Origin of the sequence: Fischerella sp. JS2 (assembly GCF_032393985.1) — a bacterium.
In the GTDB taxonomy this organism is placed as follows: domain Bacteria; phylum Cyanobacteriota; class Cyanobacteriia; order Cyanobacteriales; family Nostocaceae; genus Fischerella.
Genome location: NZ_CP135918.1, coordinates 3,385,411 through 3,405,223, shown reverse-complemented (window position 1 = coordinate 3,405,223; position 19,813 = coordinate 3,385,411). Strand labels below are relative to the sequence as shown.

At 40.7% G+C, this 19,813-nt stretch carries 12 protein-coding genes and 3 pseudogenes; 4 read left to right on the top strand and 11 right to left on the bottom strand.

The genetic code is table 11. The features are described from left to right. The 7 genes and pseudogenes from RS893_RS14280 to RS893_RS14250 all read right to left on the bottom strand — a co-directional run. Complete coding sequence (locus tag RS893_RS14280) at window positions 1–1,023, bottom strand: RAMP superfamily CRISPR-associated protein (protein WP_315791737.1); 1,023 nt, start codon at window positions 1,021–1,023, stop codon at window positions 1–3. Continuing rightward, window positions 1,020–1,541 carry a hypothetical protein gene (locus RS893_RS14275; protein WP_315791736.1) on the bottom strand — a complete coding sequence of 174 codons (522 nt, stop codon included), beginning with the start codon at window positions 1,539–1,541 and terminating at the stop codon, window positions 1,020–1,022. The genes RS893_RS14280 and RS893_RS14275 overlap by 4 nt, the downstream gene beginning before the upstream one ends. Beyond that, window positions 1,538–2,491, bottom strand: coding sequence for an RAMP superfamily CRISPR-associated protein (locus tag RS893_RS14270; protein WP_315791735.1), 954 nt, complete (start codon window positions 2,489–2,491; stop codon window positions 1,538–1,540). Before RS893_RS14270 ends, RS893_RS14275 begins: the two co-directional genes overlap by 4 nt. Before the next feature lie 26 nt (window positions 2,492–2,517). Then, complete coding sequence (locus RS893_RS14265; RefSeq protein WP_315791734.1) at window positions 2,518–3,138, bottom strand: hypothetical protein; 621 nt, start codon at window positions 3,136–3,138, stop codon at window positions 2,518–2,520. A 10-nt stretch (window positions 3,139–3,148) separates the two neighbouring features. Beyond that, a complete protein-coding gene (gene csx7, locus RS893_RS14260; protein WP_315791733.1) occupies window positions 3,149–4,063 on the bottom strand; it encodes a type III CRISPR-associated RAMP protein Csx7 in 915 nt (304 codons plus the stop codon). Window positions 4,064–4,304: 241 nt separating this feature from the next. Beyond that, window positions 4,305–4,715 (bottom strand): hypothetical protein, encoded by a 411-nt coding sequence (locus RS893_RS14255; protein ID WP_315791732.1) that lies wholly within the window; start codon window positions 4,713–4,715, stop codon window positions 4,305–4,307. Further along, window positions 4,712–5,122: pseudogene (locus tag RS893_RS14250) on the bottom strand (type III-D CRISPR-associated RAMP protein Csx10); the annotation flags it as partial. The gene RS893_RS14255 and the pseudogene RS893_RS14250, both read right to left, overlap by 4 nt. 244 nt (window positions 5,123–5,366) lie before the next feature. Here RS893_RS14250 and RS893_RS14245 point away from each other — a divergent pair. The 3 genes and pseudogenes from RS893_RS14245 to RS893_RS14235 form a co-directional block, all read left to right on the top strand. Continuing rightward, window positions 5,367–6,311: pseudogene (locus tag RS893_RS14245) on the top strand (transposase); the annotation flags it as partial. Window positions 6,312–6,375: 64 nt separating this feature from the next. After that, window positions 6,376–6,882 carry a helix-turn-helix domain-containing protein gene (locus tag RS893_RS14240; protein WP_315785251.1) on the top strand — a complete coding sequence of 169 codons (507 nt, stop codon included), beginning with the start codon at window positions 6,376–6,378 and terminating at the stop codon, window positions 6,880–6,882. Further along, a complete protein-coding gene (locus RS893_RS14235; RefSeq protein WP_315785248.1) occupies window positions 6,873–7,448 on the top strand; it encodes an IS630 family transposase in 576 nt (191 codons plus the stop codon). Before RS893_RS14240 ends, RS893_RS14235 begins: the two co-directional genes overlap by 10 nt. Before the next feature lie 184 nt (window positions 7,449–7,632). On the opposite strand, the pseudogene csx10 reads toward RS893_RS14235, so the two are convergent. From csx10 to RS893_RS14215, 4 genes and pseudogenes are all read right to left on the bottom strand, one after another. Then, a pseudogene (gene csx10, locus RS893_RS14230) lies at window positions 7,633–8,583 on the bottom strand (type III-D CRISPR-associated RAMP protein Csx10); the annotation flags it as partial. Next, complete coding sequence (locus tag RS893_RS14225; protein ID WP_315791730.1) at window positions 8,580–9,293, bottom strand: RAMP superfamily CRISPR-associated protein; 714 nt, start codon at window positions 9,291–9,293, stop codon at window positions 8,580–8,582. The gene RS893_RS14225 and the pseudogene csx10, both read right to left, overlap by 4 nt. Further along, window positions 9,290–10,468: a type III-B CRISPR-associated protein Cas10/Cmr2 gene (gene cas10, locus RS893_RS14220; protein WP_315791729.1), complete on the bottom strand. Its 1,179-nt coding sequence runs from the start codon at window positions 10,466–10,468 to the stop codon at window positions 9,290–9,292. Before cas10 ends, RS893_RS14225 begins: the two co-directional genes overlap by 4 nt. A gap of 75 nt (window positions 10,469–10,543) precedes the next feature. After that, window positions 10,544–11,599, bottom strand: a complete 1,056-nt coding sequence (locus RS893_RS14215) for a hypothetical protein (protein ID WP_315791728.1) — start codon at window positions 11,597–11,599, stop codon at window positions 10,544–10,546. Between the two features lie 1,370 nt (window positions 11,600–12,969). On the opposite strand from RS893_RS14215, the gene RS893_RS14210 reads away from it, so the two are divergent. Beyond that, window positions 12,970–19,602, top strand: a complete 6,633-nt coding sequence (locus RS893_RS14210) for a HAMP domain-containing protein (protein ID WP_315791727.1) — start codon at window positions 12,970–12,972, stop codon at window positions 19,600–19,602. The last annotated feature ends 211 nt before the right edge of the window (window positions 19,603–19,813 follow it).

Below are 19,813 nucleotides of genomic sequence, written 5' to 3'. Positions count from 1 at the left end.
TTAATACATTTCTGCTGGCGGTTCACGGTCGGTAGGGTAGCGCAGTATGGCTGTAAGTTCTTCTAATTGAGTTTTCTGAATCAGGTGTAAGTGAGCAGCTTGAATATTTTTTTGTATAAATTTTTGTAGTTTTTCTCCTGTTAATTCATCAGATTCACTTAGCTGATATGATGAATAGCGTTGCTTGAGGTCTTGCGGTTGTTCGATTTTTTCCACACTCATCGTCATTGTCCCCATACCGATAGATTTACCACTTCCCACTTTCAAAGCAATGGGGTATTTGGGGTCTTGTCCTAAGATAATTAATAAAGTTCCTAACTCTTCTGGTAGTAAATTCTTAAAGTGCAACTGAGTTGTGAAAGTATACTCTCTTGCAGCTTGCTGTACGGGGATTCCGGCATTTTGCCCTTTATCTATTGCCCTAATTGTATGGTAGTAAAATTTGCGACCTGCTACTAGACCACGAACAAAGTATGCTTGGCGTTGTTCTGGACGGGGAGGATATAGCGAAGGCATAAAGCCAGCAGTAAAACCCATTTTCTCACACTTGGCATCGTTGAAATCTAGCAACCCTTGCCAATCTAACGCACCGAATACACGACTGGCGGGACAAAGTTGTTCTTTGTTACGGCAAGGTAATCTTTCTCGGGGAATTTGAGATTTATACTTAGAAGTGATTACTGCTAAAGTGCTGTTGGTAATTGCTTCGTATACAGACCGGATGCAGCCTTTGAGGGAACTACCGCCAATTGCAAGCTTTTGGTCAACACCTTGGATCATGGTTTTGATCAAGGGAATACGGTTGTTACCGATATCGCTACCCATAACAACTACGCCGGTGGATACGTGAACAGATGTCTGCACTTTCAGCTTCAGATACAAAGTGCCATGTAGGCGATCGCTCAAATATTTATGATGTCCCACAGGACGTTGTAATTTCGGACGATCTTTAGGAAAAGAGACGAATTGATAAGGTTTTGGTGCTAGTTCAGGGTTAGGACGTTGTGGGCGATTTGTTGTCATAATTGCGGTAGTTCTACAGTCAAAGCTACAAATTGCACAGTTGAAGTTTGATCATCAATAAAATAACGTTGAGCTAACTTTGGCTTTTTGTTATTTTCTTCTTGAAGTCGAATATCTAAATCTTTTGGGAAAATCAGCTTTTTAGGAAAACGAGTTTCCTCCGGTCGATATCCATAAGCGGGATATGCGTTGGATGGAAATTTTTTGATATCACTTGGTTCGATTCGCCAAGCTTGACCCACTAACTCAAAATTGTGATGATTTTCATTAATGGTTAATAACAGTACTTCATAAGTATTTTTTTGCTTGTATTTCCACCGCAGTTCATACTCATGATTAAACATTTGTCCTTCCAGCATGGGAAAGTCTGTTTCTGTTGGTATTTTTTCGACAATCCCACTAACTTTATGAGTCCAGCGTAAAAAATAATAACTAGGTTCAACAATCAATTTTGGGATTAAATCTAGCAGTTCTGAGACTGATAAAGGTTGTTTTTTATAACCAACAAAAGGTTTCATTTTGCTCCTACAAGTAATTTACTCCAAGACTTGACAGAGCGTTCAAACAAATCTTGAACTCTTCCTTCTTCCCAAATCAGTTGTACACCAAAACCTAAATCCATTTCTTGGGCTGCAACTGGTGTGTCTTGATGATCATCTGTGGGGAAAGCATATAATTTTGCTTCATCTGGTTCTAAAAATTCACCTACACCTAAAAGGAAAGTATTAGACCATTTTTTTTCACTACCGAGAGCGTTGATTTCTTGTTTATTTTCTGACAAAATACAGCCAGGATATTGCACAACGGCTTGATTTAACTTCACCTCTACAGTACCTAAACCACGAGATTTTGCAAAACCTAAGCCGAACCAACCATCATTTAAATCTCGCAATACTAAACCAATTAAACCTAATTGTGCCAAGGTAAAATTCTTTAAATGAATTTTGGTACGAAATTTCCCAGCAGTACAAACTTGATAATTGAACAATGCTCCAGGAATTGTTGAACCAAATACCCGATCAATTGCTACGCCATTACGTTCATCTATTTTTAATGGTTGGGATTGATCAGGATAAGCATCTTCTATTCTGACACGGCTAGCAATAGAAGTATTGCCAAACATTTGGTCTGTAAAAGAGGAAAGTTTGTAAATCTCACTAGACGATTTATTTTGGAGATAATCGTATTTATCGTTTAATGGATCATTTGCCCAAAGCATATCTAAATTATTAGAATCGCGTTTATCTCTACCTACCGTCCTAACAATTCGTTCTGCATGGGCGCGAATAGCACCTTTTAAACTGCTTCCTGGTAAATATATAGAACGTCCTCCTGCATGATATGTTTCCACAAATTCCATATCAGGCTTAGTTGGATCAGCCCCTTCTTTGCCAGATTTAATCAGAATAGGACCATCGGGAATTAGAGTTATATCAATTGTGCAGTGATTAACAAATCTTTTGTGCATAAACAAACTTAGTAAAGGGATAAATCTTAAGCAGCTACTAGATTATTTAATTGCGATTCACACTGCTTAAATATGTAATTAACAACAGCAAAGAGTTTATCTAAATCATAGATAGTGCAAGGAGTAATATTTTTAGTAAAGCTTTCTGCTTCTAACTTTCCAAATTGCCATAATCCCCCATTAGAAACAATCCCAAATATAGTTATGACAAGTTCATTATTTAGTTTATGTGCTGCGATCATCTCAGCAATACATTGTGCCCAAGCTGCTTCAAAGTTATCCTGTTTTGCTTCTACTAAGATGCAATATGGCTTATCAAAAACTACTTTTCCTAAAGGCGATCTTTTCGCAAGAATATACTCAGGAAAGCCTGACAATTTCTCATCATAATTTAATGATTGGTGACTCCAAAGAATAAACTTACTGCGGTAGCATTTCCAAACTTCTTTGAGGACGGGGTAAATTAGATTTTCACAAATAGCGAACTCGGAATTATCAACAACGCCGTCTCGCATCATAGTTTCTAGGTCTTCCCGGAAATAATCAGGGATATTAAACGGAGTTTCAACAACAAAATTAGCTTCTGTGTAAATAACCTGAAATGCTTTGAGAACTTCACCTATAGTTTTGTAGTTACTGAAAGCCATATTGACCTCCTCAAGTATTTGGCTGAATAGTGGTAGATTGCTTAGCTATATTCTCTCTAAGATAAGTAATAAGGGCATGAGTCCAAATATCTTTGAACTGTTTACCATCTGCATAGCTGGAGAGATTATCTGTCGTATGATTACTGACTAATTCTTGTAAGTATGTCAATAATTTTTCTGCATCGTTAGCAACATCAATCCAGTCCATTTTGTCTATTTCCAGTCTAACCACACCCAAACCACGAGAAAGTCCACCGCCTAAAGGTATTTGTTCTGTTTCAAATTGGTGCAAGCCGATCATTAATAGTCCTAATTCCCATTCTTCTGCATTTTCCACCACTGCTTGAAATTTAAATTGCGTATCACCAGGGACTACTTGGAAATCATAGAGTTTTCCATCTGCTGCTGTTTCTGTATCGCGATCAATTGCAACACCATCTCTTTGTTGATATTGTCCAAACCAAGTATCGGGTACTACTGTTAAATCTCGGATTTGGAATTTGCTAGCAATCCAAGGAGAACCAAACAGGTGAGAAATTAAATCTGTTTCGTTAATTATCTTTTCTGTTAGTAGTTCATCTCTTTTAGCGCTGCGTTCATTCTCTGGATATTGCTTGAGTTCTTCTTCTACTTTTTCTTTGATACCATTTTTACCATTGAGGCGTTCGTTTGTAATTGACCATTCTGCTTCGATCGCAGGATTAGCTGCAAAATTTGGGTTGATACCCCGAAGAAAACTTTCGAGACGCGATCGCATTGCACCTTTAAAGCTAGAACCTGGGATGAGTGGATTACCCAAAGCATCTTTCATGACTGGTAAATCAGATCCTATTGGTTCACTCGAACGACCTGCACTAATTCTTAATGCGGTGATTGTGGTGAGTTTACCTGTAATTTGCAAGCGATTTTTGAAAGTGTCGAACATAGTTTCAGTTAATTATTTTCAGTAAAAGTTAAGATATATTGCAAAAATCAGAATATATTTTTATTACGACCACAGATGTAGATGCGCTCATAGGCTTAAGGCAGGGTACACTCATGGAACACAGATGATTTATCGGTGTTTATCGGTGTTCATCGGTGTTCGTCTTTTAAAAAATAGACTTTTGCAATAGGTATAAATAAGAGTTATTCTCATAGTTTCTATCTCTAAACAGTATTATTATTTATGCTGCACCGTCGCGTTTATATTTTAAATGACGCGCGCCATAACCTAAATAACGACGAATTAACTCTAACCAAATCGGTTGAAAATTGGTTTGGCAAGTTTTAGCAATTTCTTGAGCTTTTTTATTGATATTACCATCAATATCTTCAATAATTTTTTCAGCTAGTGATTCTTTGCCTCTACCCCATTTTTTATCTCTACCAACTTGATAGCGGATGAAATTTTTAATGACTTCTGCACTTTCAGTTGTGTCAGAAACTCGCACTAAGTTACGAAATTGTGATTCTTCTAAGTCGCCATATTTTGTTTTATCTAAAGCAGTTTGAATCCAAATAACTAGATCATCTTCAACTTGAAGAATTTCCTTTTGAATCTTGAGTTGTTTTTGTGGATCTGATTGTTCATTCATTTAGCTTTCTCCCGAAATACACTATGAAATTCATTGCAAACTTGTACTTGTCCAAAACCTTCAGATGTGCGATCGCCTACTCCTTTTAGTTCTAAATCCTTTAATTTTTCTATCCATAAATCCGGTTGATTTGTACTAAATAAATATACAGAACCTCTATCAGTGACTAATTCTATATCTTTCATTAGCCCCCAAGCTGCATTCCAACCAGAACGATAGTTATAGCTGCTATATACTACTTCTAATTTGAGAAAATTATCTTTTTCATCTGTATTTAATTGTAATAATTCATGCTCTAAACCTACAAATTGACACAACATTTCTGCGGAAATTACCGTGGTGTGCTGCCAATTTTCTGTAAGGATTGCGTCAGCTTGCAGGTCAAGAGTAAAATAAATACGATTTTCCTTATATCTTGCACCTCTCTGGATAAACCACTAATACACGAATAGAGGGTGTAAGAAAGTGACACCAGAAGCGAAAATGAGCTTACGTGATACTGAGAAATTAATATAACTGTATTATTTAGGAAATTACGCAAACAAGTAAGGGTGCAGGTGATCGCCAACTTGGAAGACTGCCTGGATTTGCACATCAGATCCGAAATATGAGAAAAAAGGGCGTGAATAGCATTATGGAAAAGCAAGAACAATGAAATCAATTCTTGCCCACGCCCAAGGGTTAGTTTACACCTTAGTGTCGTTGATGCCGTCTACATACCAACAACAAAACCTAGAAGCGATGTTGGGGTTATTTTTGGAGGCGCAAGGATATCCCTTACCTGAACATAGTAGAAGTAAGTCTGCCAGTGCCTTAAGTCGATTTCTCAATATTTACGACTGGTCAACCAAGAGTGTAATTCGCACAATTCGTGCGCGCATCATGCAGGAGATATTGTCCGAGTGCCCAAAGGGGCGCAAACCGTTTTTACAGGTGATGATCGACCTCACAACTGTGGAAAAATTTGGGAAATTCAAGTCTTTTAAGAATTTAATCAGTGTCTATAACGGAAAACGAGGGTTGCATTTGGTTGTGGTGTATTTGGTCGTTGGTCAGTGGCGAGTACCTTGGAATTTTCGTGTTTGGAGAGGCAAGGGAACTACTTCACCCGCACAGTTAGGATTAAAGCTAATCAAGTCATTACCCAAAGCTTTAACCAAACATTTTAAGGTGATGATTTTAGCAGATACTGCCTTCGGAAGTATTGAGTTTCTCCACGGGTTACGTAAGCTTAAATATCACGCCGTTGTTGGAGTACGGATTGACCGTAAATTACTCGATGGGCGTATTTTACGACATTTACATAAACGCGGACAGCAAGTACGATTCGTGGGTTTAAAGTTTCCTGTTACAGTGTCTTGGTATTATCTCAAACGTGATGATGGCAAGTTGGAGAAAATGTTTATTCTATCTACTAGACCTCTCAAGGCGAGTACTATTAACTGGTGGGGTAAGCGTCGCTGGCAAATTGAGGGTTGGTTTAAAATTGCAAAGCATCGTTTTGGGTTAAACCGCTTCGGTCAAGGAAAACTTTTGGGCGTTTATCGCTGGTTAGTACTTTCGCTAATTGCTTATATTTTGGCGCATTGGGCTTATACCAATTTGAAAAAAGAATGCGACAGATGGTAAAAATAGACAGAAGTAGCATTCAGGGTATGTGATGGTAGGGGTAACACAGATCGAGATAGTTGATAGTGTCGAGGAACTAGAGAAGTTGCTCAGACATCAAAAACAGTCTCGGAGCAAAGAACGTATACAAGCCCTATATCTGATTAAAGGGCAAGAAATGAGTGTAAGTGAGATTGCTAAAATCTTGGGAAAACATCGAGCTACAGTACATCGATGGTTGGCAGATTATCGAGAAGGAGGAATTGAGGCGGTTGTTGAATTTGGAACGAGTTCAGGTCGAAAAAGAGCAATACCAGATTGGGCTGTATCGAGTTTGAAAAAACAACTCGAACAACCAGAAGGTGGGTTTCAACGGTACACACAAATACAACATTGGTTAGAAAAAACCTTGGGTGTGCAAGCTGAGTACGCAACTGTACATCATCTGGCACGTTACAGGCTCAAAGCCAAGCTGAAAGTCCCACGTCCGCGTAACCGAAAACAGGACGAAGAAAAACTAGAGTCTTTTAAAAAAAACTCGGTGATGACTTGCAATTAATTGCTCAATACAGTGCCATTATCTTGCCCCAGTACGAAAATATTCGTTATTTTGTACAAGATGAGAGTCGATTTGGACTCAAAACCATTGAAGGACGTAAAATTACTCTTCCCGGAGTTAAGCCTATTGGTGATTGGCAGTGGCAATTTAAAGCGTTCTGGCTATATGGAGCAGTTGAACCACTTACTGGGGAAAGTTTATTTTGGCAGTTTTCTCATGTTGATACCGAATGCTACCAACAATTTTTGAACGAGTTCGCTGCCTGTTATCCCAAATCACTTAACATTCTCCAAGTTGATAACGGCTTATTTCATAAAGCTAAACGTTTACAAATTCCAGAGAATATTGTTCTTTTGTTCCAGCCTGCTCATTCTCCTGAACTGAATCCCATAGAGCGCGTTTGGGAATATCTCAAGCAAGACTTGAAATGGGAGCTATTTGATCACCTGGAGCATCTGCAAACCAAGGTTGCTCAACTCCTAGCTCTCCTCACTCCTCAAATTGCTGCTTCTTTGACTGGTTATGACTTCATCCTCAATGCCTTATCTGTCGCAAACATTTTTTGAATTGGTATTATTTATCGCTTGCCACTACAGATCTACCTGATTGGGGACAAGCTGCACAAATTGCTATTCAAGCTTGCTTGCCAGGATTTCTTGTGTTTTCAATTTTACTGAATCTTGAACGAATGCGTTCTTTCTTACTTAGTCAAGATATTAACATTCATATTTCCAGATGCAAGATATAAGTTTCTATGAGATTTTTTTCTGGTTCGCCAAATACTGACCACAATTTCCAACGTTCTTCAAGTTGTTTGTTAAATTTTGTGATTCTTGCTTTGATGTCTGCTGAGAGTTCCTCTATTTTTGCTTTTATTACAACCTTGCCTAAACCTCGTGAAGTTGCACCACCTAAACGAAAATTATCAGAATTTTAATTGATAAAATTACTCAGAGACTTGGCTAAATCTGGATTTTGAATTAAAACTGAACTTCGATAAACAACAGGATGCCAGTTTTTAGGATTTGTGTGTGGATCTTCAACAAATGATTCGTTTAAAACTTCAATGCTGTAAAGGATATCATCTTCTGATGTGGCTGTGCGACGATTAATTCCAACTCGTGTCAGAAAGCGAGTGCTAATAGAATGACTGCGGTATTTATTGTCGTTAGTTTTGCTGTAGAAGCTGCTGTATGGTTCAATCCGTGCATCGGTTTTCTCTTTTAGAGATTTCGGATCGCTAGGGTCGTAAGGATAATTGTATGCATCTGCACAAAATCGGTCTATTAGTGTATCAAAAACTCCATTACCTTTGGGTAAAAAACCTGGATTTGTTTTAGAACTAACTGCTGTTGCAGGTAAAAACATAACTTCATCATTCACAATTCTAGAAAAGAGTTCAGACTTAGTTTTACCAGAATTGGACTCATCTGCAATCTTAGCTACAGCTGGATAAGCATTTTGAAAAATAGCAGGTTCATCACTTAAAAAAAGTGATTCAAAGTCACCGCCGCCTAATACTAAATTTTGTTCTGATATGCCTGGTATTTGCTGATTAGATAGTTGGAGAATTTGAGATGCGATCGCACCTCGAATCACTGAACCAGGAATATGATCTTCGGCTTCACTCACAGAACCAGGTTTTTTCGCAGCGATCGCTAATGGAGACAAAGCTGTAATCTCTAATTTGATTCGTATCATAGCTTTACCTCTGGTATTAACAATTTCCAGGTTTGATCATCTTTGGCTAGTGTTTTGAGTCCCTTCCACTTCAACCAACCCAATCCAACAGATTTACTACCACCCAATGCGTGGATATGGCGCAAAGCAGCTAATATCAAAGGCTTGGCGTATGATGGACATTCTGGAAGTAAATGAATTTCCCCTATAAATTCCAGTTGATTATTCGCTGGGGAAATTTCTAAAAAGTAGAGTTTTTGTTCTTCTGCGGTACGACGGCGACGGTTGATGGTGACACCAGGACGCAACACCTCTGGTAAGTCTTCTCGTTCGATGTCACAAATAAGATCATCAACCACAATTCGCGATGGAAGTATAGGATTACCGAAGATTTTGGAAATAAAACAGTGATAGCCTTGATAATTAGGTAGTTGGTAATTAGACTGAAATGCAGGATTAACTTGTGCTTGTGTTGGACAAAGTGTTTCTGCTTGGGGTGATGCAAAGATTTGCCACCCTAATCCTCTTGCTAGCTTTTCGCATTCATGGCGTAGTCTACCCTTTAATTGAGAAGCGGGAATAATCAATTGTCCTTTAGCATTGCGGACTATGGGTTTGTCTGCAAGGGAACCATCAGAACCGCCAGCACCAACACACAATGCAGTATCAATGACTGCGATGAGTTGAATAGTTCTAATTTGATTTTGAGGTAAGTTCTGCAAAAAAATCATGTTGACGAAGTCTGTTGTTGTGTCTTTGATGGATTGGAAGTGTTCTGTGACTTTTTAATAAAAGGATATAAATCTACTAAATCTAGCCAAATAGTTTCATAAGTGACTTTTTCTTGAGATCCTTCTTTGTCCTCTTTTAAAGACATCCAAGGTGCAAGATTTCCGTTGTTATTTTGCTGCTTTGGTTTGCACCATGCATCTTCAAATTGAGTTTTCAATAAATTTTGAGCGTTTTTGTTAGTTAGTCGCAGTCGAAAATAACGATAGTTAAGTATCGCTGTCTGTTTACCCCGTTCTAGTAAACTACGAATTTGGTACAGTTGCGATCGCGGAAATTCTGCATCTTTTAAAACCTGAGCAGTTTCCAAAAGTTCACCTAGTTCGTATAGAGTATAGGGTGCAGCATATAGCTTGAGTTTTTGCTTTCCTTGTCCTGATTTAATTAATCCCTGAGAACGAAATTCCGCAATATTGGAAGAAATCATCGTTACAGCTTTCATCACCAAAAAGTCAACTGTTCCACCATAATAATTATGTTTTTTCAGGTCTTTTGCGTATTTTTTGGCAGATTTTAGTAATTGACTGGTAAGTTTTTCTGCATAGTAAATTGGCGTGTCTTCAGCAGTAATTAATACTCCTATTGACATACTTAATTTACATTGTTCTTCACCAGAGATTGTTTTTTCACCTTGATAGCGATGTACTAATTGTGAGTTATAAGTCTTGTCTGATTCATAAAGTGTTCCTTTGTTTAAAAGTTGTTTTTCAAACTCTTCACCAATTGTTTTAGCAATAGCAAGTGCTTTATCTGCTGGCACAATCAACATTACATCATCCCCACCAATAGTTAAGATTTCAAAGGGATGAATCCAGTGACCATTACGTTGTACTTTATCTTGATCCTTAATATTTTTGAGTTGATGGGGGTGTAAATGTTTAGCTAGTGCCTTATAAACTGATTTTTCAGTAGCATCGAAAATATCTTTACTGAATTGCTGATATTCTTGTGGAGTTTGAATTTTCTGAATGTAACCACCCATATTATTGCCATCAGCATAAATGTAGGCAATAAATCCATGAGGGTTAGTGGCATTACCAATTTCTATTAAAGAACGCGCTTCTTCTGGTTGTTTAACTCCGTGATAATAATGATTCTCTAATTGATTTTTAACCAAAAAATCCTCAAATTTTTTTACCCAACTAGGAATATAAATTTGATTGGGTTGCCAATCAAAACCAGCGTTATAGTATCAAGCTTTGGGACTATCATCAAGTTTAGAAATCTGTCCTACGATGCGCTTACGTGCTAATGCTTCTGAAAACCAGGGTGCGTTAGGAAGTCCCTCGGCTTTCATTACTACTGAACGTCTATCCCCTTCATCTCTTTTTAAATAAGGGTGTGTTTCAAAAGTTGGTGGATAACGATGACTAGGACGATTTATCCAATCATTACCATTACGTCGCTGGTTGAACAGAGAAGCAAGCTTAGCAACCAACTGATTAAAACTCTTGCTTTCTTTAAAAGTTTGTTGCGGATCGTTTACGTCAGGCTGAGCAAAATAGGCTTGTATGAGTGGATGTTCTATACTTGTTTGATATTTATTAAACCAGAACGTTTGATCGATTTGATTTGGTAGTAGACCAAACCGGAATTCTAATGGTTTAAATTTAGCTCCAACTGCACAAGAATTAGCTGTTAAAGTTTCTTCGGTGTAACGTTTTTCAATCGCATTGGCTAAATCATCAACCAATTCAGCAGGACAAAATGCCAGAATATTACCACCAGTAGAGTAAATAATTAATTCTGGAATTAATGCAATTTCTAACTCAGGAAAGTGCTTTCTTAACCATTGAGAAATTGAGATTGATTTAGGAAAGTCTTCATATTTACCAAAAAAAGCAGGCAAATCAACTAAATTAATCCTGTCAAGTAATGCTGATGCACCGCGAATATCCGGAAGTTTAGCCGCTTCAAAGACATACTGTTTAATCTTGGTCGCACCACCGTAAACTAAGCCAATCTTAGAATCCCACAGTAATGGATAATTCTCTGTATACTGCTTCAGTTCTTCTAATTTCTCTGGAAATTTCAAATTCTCTAACTCTTGTACTTGTTCAACAAGTAATCGCACTTGTTCTGGTACTTCTGTCCCTTCATGCAAAGCCTGTCGCATTTGCTGTAATACAGGTAAATCAAACTTAGGTTTTCGTTCATCACCCCAAGCTAAACACCAGCAAATAGCTGTAGTGATGCTATTGGAATTGTTGACTTGTAATGTAGCTTTAGTCGCGGTTGAATCAGTCATTACACTTTATAGTGGTTTTACTGAATGTATCAAATTATAGACTACGTATGGAATCAGCCTTTTCCAGATCCTAGCCAAAATACTATAGACTCTACTTATTATGTAAAAAATTTACAAAATGTTTATAAGTATAGAAGTCTGCAAACACAGGTTAAGCGATCGCCCACTCGTAAAGCCGTTACGATTCCCGATAGGACAGCGCATTTCCAAGCGATCATAGTATTGAGGAAGTATAAGATCCCAGAAGGCGAACGCAAAACTATTTTGGCGGACTCAGAAACTATAACTTCTTGCTCATATCTCACTATTTATACCGTTTATCCAAAAAATAGACTTGTTGCAAAAGTCGAATTAACCCCCCTCATTCTGTTTCACCATAAGTCTGATACACTTGGCGAACTGGAAGACAAGGAGGACAAGACAAGGAAGAGAATTTATATCAATAATTTTGTGAAATCGTATCAATCCTGAAGCGAGAGGAAGAAATCTTAACTCCCTCCGGTTTCGCTTAGGAGTTGGGGAGGAGTTCTTGTTATTTTTGTAAGAGGTCTAGAAGTTTATTGTTTATAGAGAAGCGATACAAATGAATCTATCTGTGTTCATCCGTGTTCGTTTTTTCTTCACTGGAATTAATCACAAACCGTTATATCTTTGATATATCGAACACCGATACACACTGATGAACACAGATGTGGACGCGCTTATCGGCCTAAAGTAGGGTATACTCATGGAACACTGAATTCATCCTAACCACAAGCGTATCGCCTTATTTAAGGTGTTCGATTTACATCATAATTATTTATCAAGAAAAGCTTCAGGCTGATGGCAGAAGGTAGCTATGTGAAGATCTAAAGTTTTCGTTCGTGATTGAGTCATCTGTACCCTCTACCAAATGGGTTTAAGACCCCCAGTAAATCTTCGATTTCCTGGTCTGCAATGTTCCTGGGGGTCACAAGACGCGGAGCGGCTTCCGCAGGTATCCCCCTTTAATTCCCTTCTGCCACGGCGTTCTTTGTTCGCCCGCAGCTTTGCAACCCACGCCTCCTCTGCCTCCGTACTTCTGCCTTCTTCAAGTCGTGGTTAATTTAAATTTAGAAGCGATCGCTTTGTTTGAATCACCCTCTCAAACTTGTTTTTTAACTTAATAAAAATTAATCATACCTTGGATAGATTTATATCTATTCCTTGATCGCGATTTTGAGAAATTTCGTTATAGTCTATACATCTAAAGTCTGCATAGCCAGCTGACGAAGAGCAAAGTTCCCCTGACATGACTAATTGGTTGATATACCTTTTATGAGCAGAGTGTGATTGAAACTAGTAGCAGGCTATAGCAGAAAGAGTGTATACTTTATTTTGAAGCCATCAGTATGCCCACTGAACAGTTAAGCAAAGAAAGTGACAATTTAGACTTAAAACAACTGCTCAGAACGCTGTCAGCAGTCAAAAAAGGCGACTTTTCGGCACGGATGCCTATCGACCAAACTGGTATGGCAGGAAAAATCGCCGATACACTCAACGATATTATTGAGCAAAATGAACGGCTAACAGCAGAATTACAACGGATTGGGAACGTTGTTGGTAAAGACGGCAAAATTAGCGAACGCGCTTCTTTGGGTAATGTGCGTGGTGGGTGGTCTGCCTGTGTTGATTCTGTGAATACATTAATTACTGACTTAGTCCAGCCTACAGCTGAAACAGCGCGGGTAATCAGAGCAGTGGCAAATGGCGATCTTTCCCAAACCATCGCCCCAGAAATGGACGGTAGACCCCTCAAGGGAGAATTTCTCCAAACTGCCCAAATGGTTAACACAATGGTGGGGCAGTTGAATGGGTTTGCCAGTGAAGTGACGCGGGTTGCCAGAGAAGTAGGAACCGAAGGAAAACTTGGTGTACAAGCACAAGTTCCAGGAGTGGCAGGTACTTGGAAGGATTTAACCGATAGCGTTAACTTAATGGCAGGAAATTTAACTGCACAAGTCCGTAATATTGCGGAAGTGACGACAGCAGTAGCCAATGGCGACCTCTCCAAGAAAATCACGGTTGATGTTAAGGGTGAAATATTGGAGTTGAAAAACACTGTCAACATCATGGTGGATCAACTCAACTCCTTTGCAAGTGAAGTGACGCGGGTTGCCAGAGAAGTGGGTGCAGAAGGTAAACTCGGTGGACAAGCCCAAGTGCCGGGTGTGGCAGGGACTTGGCGAGACTTGACAGAATCTGTGAATATGATGGCAGGAAATTTAACTGCCCAAGTCCGTAATATTGCGGAAGTGACGACAGCAGTAGCCAACGGCGACCTCTCCAAGAAAATCACGGTTGATGTCAAGGGTGAAATATTGGAGTTGAAAAACACCGTCAACATCATGGTGGATCAACTCAACTCCTTTGCCAGTGAAGTGACACGAGTTGCTAGAGAAGTGGGTGCAGAAGGTAAACTCGGTGGACAAGCCCAAGTGCCGGGTGTGGCAGGTACGTGGAAAGATTTAACAGATAGTGTTAACTTCATGGCGGGTTCCTTGACGGCACAGGTACGGAACATCGCCGAAGTGACGACAGCAGTAGCAAATGGTGATTTGTCTAAGAAAATCACTGTCGATGTTAAAGGCGAAATTTTAGAACTCAAGAACACCATCAACACAATGGTGGATCAACTCAACTCCTTTGCAAGTGAAGTTACCCGGGTGGCGAGGGAAGTAGGAACCGAAGGGAAACTCGGCGTCCAAGCAGAAGTGCGGGGTGTGGCAGGCACTTGGAAGGACTTAACCGACAGCGTCAACATGATGGCTGGTAATTTGACAGGGCAAGTCCGTAATATTGCAGAAGTAGCTACAGCCATTGCCAACGGTGATCTTTCCAAGAAAATTACGGTTGATGTTAAAGGCGAAATTTTCGAGTTGAAGAACACTATTAATATTATGGTGGATCAACTTGGTTCCTTCGCCAGTGAAGTCACTCGGGTTGCCAGAGAAGTGGGTTCGGAAGGAAAACTCGGTGTCCAAGCCGATGTTAAAGGTGTGGCGGGTACGTGGAAAGATTTAACAGATAGCGTTAACTTCATGGCGGGTTCTTTGACAGCACAGGTGCGGAACATTGCCGAAGTGACAACAGCTGTGGCAAATGGTGATCTTTCCAAGAAAATTACCGTCGATGTGAGAGGCGAAATTCTGGAGTTGAAAAACACCATCAACACAATGGTGGATCAGCTTAACTCTTTTGCCGGTGAAGTCACCCGAGTTGCCCGAGAGGTAGGTGCAGAGGGTAAGTTAGGCGTACAAGCTGAAGTCAAAGGCGTTGCAGGTACTTGGAAAGATTTAACAGATAGCGTCAACTTTATGGCGGGTTCTTTGACAGCACAGGTGCGGAACATTGCCGAAGTGACAACAGCTGTGGCAAATGGTGATCTTTCCAAGAAAATTACCGTCGATGTGAGAGGCGAAATTCTGGAGTTGAAAAACACCATCAACACAATGGTAGATCAGCTGAGTTCCTTCGCATCTGAGGTGACACGGGTTGCCCGAGAAGTGGGAACCGAAGGCAAACTCGGCGTACAGGCAGAAGTAAAAGGTGTTGCCGGCACTTGGAAAGACCTCACCGGGGCAGTGAATATGATGGCAGGTAATCTCACTGATCAGGTGCGGAATATTGCAGAGGTGGCCACAGCGATCGCTAACGGTGATCTCTCCAAGAAAATTACTGTGCAGGTGAAAGGGGAAATTTTCGAGTTGAAGAACACCATCAATATTATGGTGGATCAACTCAATTCTTTTGCCAGTGAGGTGACACGAGTTGCCAGGGAAGTAGGTTCGGAAGGAAAACTCGGTGTCCAAGCAGACGTCAAAGGTGTGGCGGGTACGTGGAAAGATTTAACAGATAGCGTTAACTTCATGGCGGGTTCTTTGACAGCACAAGTCCGCAACATTGCCGCAGTCACAACAGCTGTAGCCAACGGTGATCTTTCCAAGAAAATTACCGTCGATGTCAAAGGCGAAATTTTAGAGTTGAAGGACACCATCAACACAATGGTGGATCAACTCAATTCCTTTGCCAGTGAAGTGACACGAGTGGCGCGGGAGGTAGGAACCGAAGGCAAACTCGGTGTGCAAGCAGAAGTGCGGGGTGTAGCGGGTACTTGGAAAGATTTAACAGATAGTGTGAACTCAATGGCGGGTTCCTTGACTTCCCAGGTACGAAATATTGCCGAGGTGACGACGGCGGTAGCTAATGGTGATCTCTCCAAGAAAATTACTGTCGATGTTAAAGGTGAAATTTTGGAGTTAAAGAACACCATTAACACAATGGTGGATCAACTTAATTCCTTTGCCAGTGAAGTGACACGGGTTGCCCGGGAAGTGGGAACTGAAGGGAAACTCGGCGTCCAAGCCTATGTTAAAGGTGTTGCTGGCACTTGGAAAGATTTGACCGATAACGTTAACTCAATGGCAGGCAACCTGACAGCCCAGGTGCGGAATATTGCCGAGGTGACAAAGGCGGTGGCAAATGGCGACCTCTCCAAGAAAATTACTGTTGATGTCAGGGGCGAAATTTTCGAGTTGAAAAACACCATAAATGTCATGGTGGATCAGCTGAGTTCCTTTGCATCGGAGGTGACGCGGGTTGCGAGGGAGGTAGGAACCGAAGGCAAACTCGGCGGTCAAGCCCAGGTGCAAGGCGTAGCAGGTACTTGGAAAGATTTAACCGACAATGTCAACTCAATGGCGAGTAACTTAACGGCACAGGTACGGGGGATTGCTAAAGTGGTGACGGCGGTTGCTAATGGTGACTTGAAGCGAAAATTAATGCTAGATGCCAAAGGTGAAATTGAGGCTTTGGCAGAAACCATTAATGAGATGATTGATACCCTCGCGACCTTTGCCAACCAAGTGACGACCGTGGCACGGGAAGTGGGTATTGAAGGTAAATTAGGCGGACAAGCGAAAGTCCCCGGGGCGGCTGGTACGTGGAAAGATTTGACCGACAACGTCAATGAACTGGCTGCCACACTGACTACCCAGCTACGGGCGATCGCAGAAGTTGCAACTGCGGTGACTAAGGGTGACTTAACCCGGTCAATTTCTGTGGAAGCTTTAGGTGAGGTTGCCATCCTTAAAGACAATATCAACCAGATGATCGCCAACCTGCGCGAGACTACTCAGAAAAACACCGAACAAGACTGGTTGAAGACCAACCTGGCCAAGTTTACCCGCATGTTACAAGGGCAGCGCGACCTGGAAACTGTATCCAAACTGATACTCAGAGAGTTAGCGCCCTTAGTTGGAGCAGCCCACGGCGTCTTCTATATCATGGAAAATACGGGTGATCATCAGTATTTAAAATTACTGAGTAGCTATGCTTACCGTGAACGTAAACATCTAGCGAATCGCTTTCAATTGGGTGAAGGCTTAGTTGGACAGTGTGCTTTGGAAAAAGAACGCATTCTGCTAACAGAAGTGCCGCACGACTATATCAAAATTAGTTCTGGTTTAGGTGAAGCAACCCCAGTTAATGATGTAGTGCTACCTGTACTATTTGAAGGACAAGTGACGGCGGTCATAGAACTTGCTTCCTTCCGGCGCTTTAGCGAAATTCATCTGACATTTTTCGACCAACTCACAGAAAGCATTGCGATCGTCTTGAACACCATCGCTGCGAGTATGCGTACAGAAGAGTTACTCAAGCAGTCCCAGTCTTTAGCTGAGGAATTGCAAAGTCAGCAAAATGAACTGCGAGAAACCAACAAACGCCTCGAACAACAAGCCCGAACCCTGAAAGCATCCGAAGATTTACTCAAGAAACAGCAAGAAGAGTTACAAAAAACCAACGCCGAACTCGAAGAGAAAGCAGAACTCTTAGCTGTACAAAACAAAGAAGTAGAACGCAAAAATCATGAAATCGAACAAGCCAGAGTGTCATTGGAAGATAAAGCTGAACAACTAGCACTATCTTCTAAATATAAATCTGAGTTTCTTGCCAATATGTCCCACGAATTGCGGACACCACTCAACAGCTTGCTGATTTTAGCTAAGTTGTTAGCAGATAATATTGAAGGCAACCTCAGCGACAAGCAAATCGAATACAGCCGCACAATTTACTCCGCCGGCAATGATTTGTTGTCCTTAATTAATGACATTCTCGACTTAGCCAAAATTGAATCGGGAACCATGTCTATTGATATGGATCAGATACGATTAACTGATCTGCGCGAACAGGTGGAACGCACATTTAGGCAAGTAGCAATAGACAAAAGACTAAATTTCACAATTGAATTAGACCCAGAACTACCACCGACAATCTATACTGATGCCAAGCGGCTGCAACAAATCCTCAAAAACCTACTAGCTAACGCTTTTAAATTCACAGAAAAAGGTGAAGTTATCTTAAAAATATTTGTAGCCAAACAAGGCTGGAGTTTTGATCACGAAACATTAAATCAAGCTGCAACAGTTATTGGTTTTGCAGTCAAAGATACAGGTATTGGTATCGCCCCTGAAAAACAAAAAATCATTTTTGAAGCATTTCAACAAGCAGATGGTACTACCAGCCGTAAATTTGGTGGTACAGGATTAGGTTTGTCAATTAGTCGAGAAATTACCCGTTTGTTTGGTGGGGAAATTAAACTAGTTAGTCATCTGGGTGAAGGTAGTACCTTTACCTTATATTTACCCCAACCGCTTTCTGGTGCTGGGGAGATGGGGAGATTGGGAGATGGGGTGAAGTCTTCTGTCCACCACCCCACCACCCCACCACCCCATCACACTCCCCCTACTCCCCTCACTCCTGCGAGTCCCTCCTCTGTCGTCATCGACGACAGAGACAACATCCAACCGGGCGATCGCACACTGTTAATTGTGGAAGATGACACTAAGTTTGCCCGAATTCTCTTGGACATGGCGCGACAAAATGAATTTAAGGGCATTGTTGCCCACGGTGGCAACACAGGTTTAGCCTTAGCCCAAGAATATCAGCCTTCTGCAATCATTTTGGATATTCGTCTGCCAGGGATGGATGGCTGGACGGTGCTAGATCGCCTCAAACATGACGCCAACACCCGCCACATTCCTGTACATGTGATGACAGTAGAGGAAGGGAAACAGCGCAGTTTACAACAAGGTGCGATCGCTTATTTGCAAAAACCCATCAGTAGCGAGACACTACACCAAGCACTCACTAAAATCAAAGGTTTTGTTGAACGACGTGTCAAAAATTTACTAGTTGTCGAAGATGATGAAAATCAACGGCTAAGTATTGTGGAGTTAATTGGTAATAGTGATGTTGCTACTACAGCTGTTAGTACTGGCGCTGAAGCATTACAAGCCATACAAGATGGCCAATTTGATTGCGTAGTCCTTGATTTAGGACTACCAGATATGAATGGCTTTGAATTGATTGAACAAATCAAGCAATCTCCCAATGGTGAAGCCTTACCGATCATCGTCTACACAGCCAGAGAATTGACGAGGGCAGAAGATGTGCAGCTGCGGCGCATTGCAGAGACAATTATTATTAAAGATGTGCGATCGCCTGAACGTCTTTTAGATGAAACTGCTTTATTCTTGCATCGTGTCCAAGCCGATTTACCTGCACCTAAACGTCTAATTCTTGAACAATTACAAAATTCTGACTTCCAACTGGCAGGTAAAAAAGTTTTGATTATCGATGACGATGTCCGCAATATCTTTGCTTTGACTAGTATGTTGGAACGTTATCAAATGCAGATTTTCTATGCAGAAAACGGTAGTGATGGCATAGAAGTTTTGCAAAACAATCCCGACATTAATGTTGTGTTGATGGATGTAATGATGCCAGAAATGGATGGTTACGAAACCACCCGCCGCATCCGCGCTAACCCTGATTTTAAATCTCTACCGATTATTGCCTTGACTGCCAAAGCTATGCAAGGCGATCGCGAAAAGTGTATTGAGGCTGGTGCATCTGATTACATTACCAAACCTGTTGATATTGAACAGTTGCTTTCACTATTGCGTGTCTGGTTATATCAGTAAACAGTTATCAGTTATCAGTTATCAGCACCTTACTCTGCACTTGCCTTGGAATTCATTCCAAGGCAAATTGTTAAATTCAGTTAAACTGACTAATATCAAGTTCGGCTAATTACTTTATATTCTCACTGCGATGCCTCAAAGGAGTGGTCTTTGACCATCGCAATTATTAGGTAATACTCCAATTACCTATTACCAATTTTCAATTACCGAC

Coding starts and splice junctions, on each gene's coding strand:
- RS893_RS14265 (WP_315791734.1), bottom strand. CDS start 3,138: ATGGCTTTCAGTAACTACAAAACTATAGGTGAAGTTCTCAAAGCATTT.
- RS893_RS14240 (WP_315785251.1), top strand. CDS start 6,376: ATGGTAGGGGTAACACAGATCGAGATAGTTGATAGTGTCGAGGAACTA.
- RS893_RS14280 (WP_315791737.1), bottom strand. CDS start 1,023: ATGACAACAAATCGCCCACAACGTCCTAACCCTGAACTAGCACCAAAA.
- RS893_RS14275 (WP_315791736.1), bottom strand. CDS start 1,541: ATGAAACCTTTTGTTGGTTATAAAAAACAACCTTTATCAGTCTCAGAA.
- RS893_RS14255 (WP_315791732.1), bottom strand. CDS start 4,715: ATGAATGAACAATCAGATCCACAAAAACAACTCAAGATTCAAAAGGAA.
- RS893_RS14210 (WP_315791727.1), top strand. CDS start 12,970: ATGCCCACTGAACAGTTAAGCAAAGAAAGTGACAATTTAGACTTAAAA.
- RS893_RS14225 (WP_315791730.1), bottom strand. CDS start 9,293: ATGATTTTTTTGCAGAACTTACCTCAAAATCAAATTAGAACTATTCAA.
- RS893_RS14215 (WP_315791728.1), bottom strand. CDS start 11,599: ATGACTGATTCAACCGCGACTAAAGCTACATTACAAGTCAACAATTCC.
- RS893_RS14270 (WP_315791735.1), bottom strand. CDS start 2,491: ATGCACAAAAGATTTGTTAATCACTGCACAATTGATATAACTCTAATT.
- csx7 (WP_315791733.1), bottom strand. CDS start 4,063: ATGTTCGACACTTTCAAAAATCGCTTGCAAATTACAGGTAAACTCACC.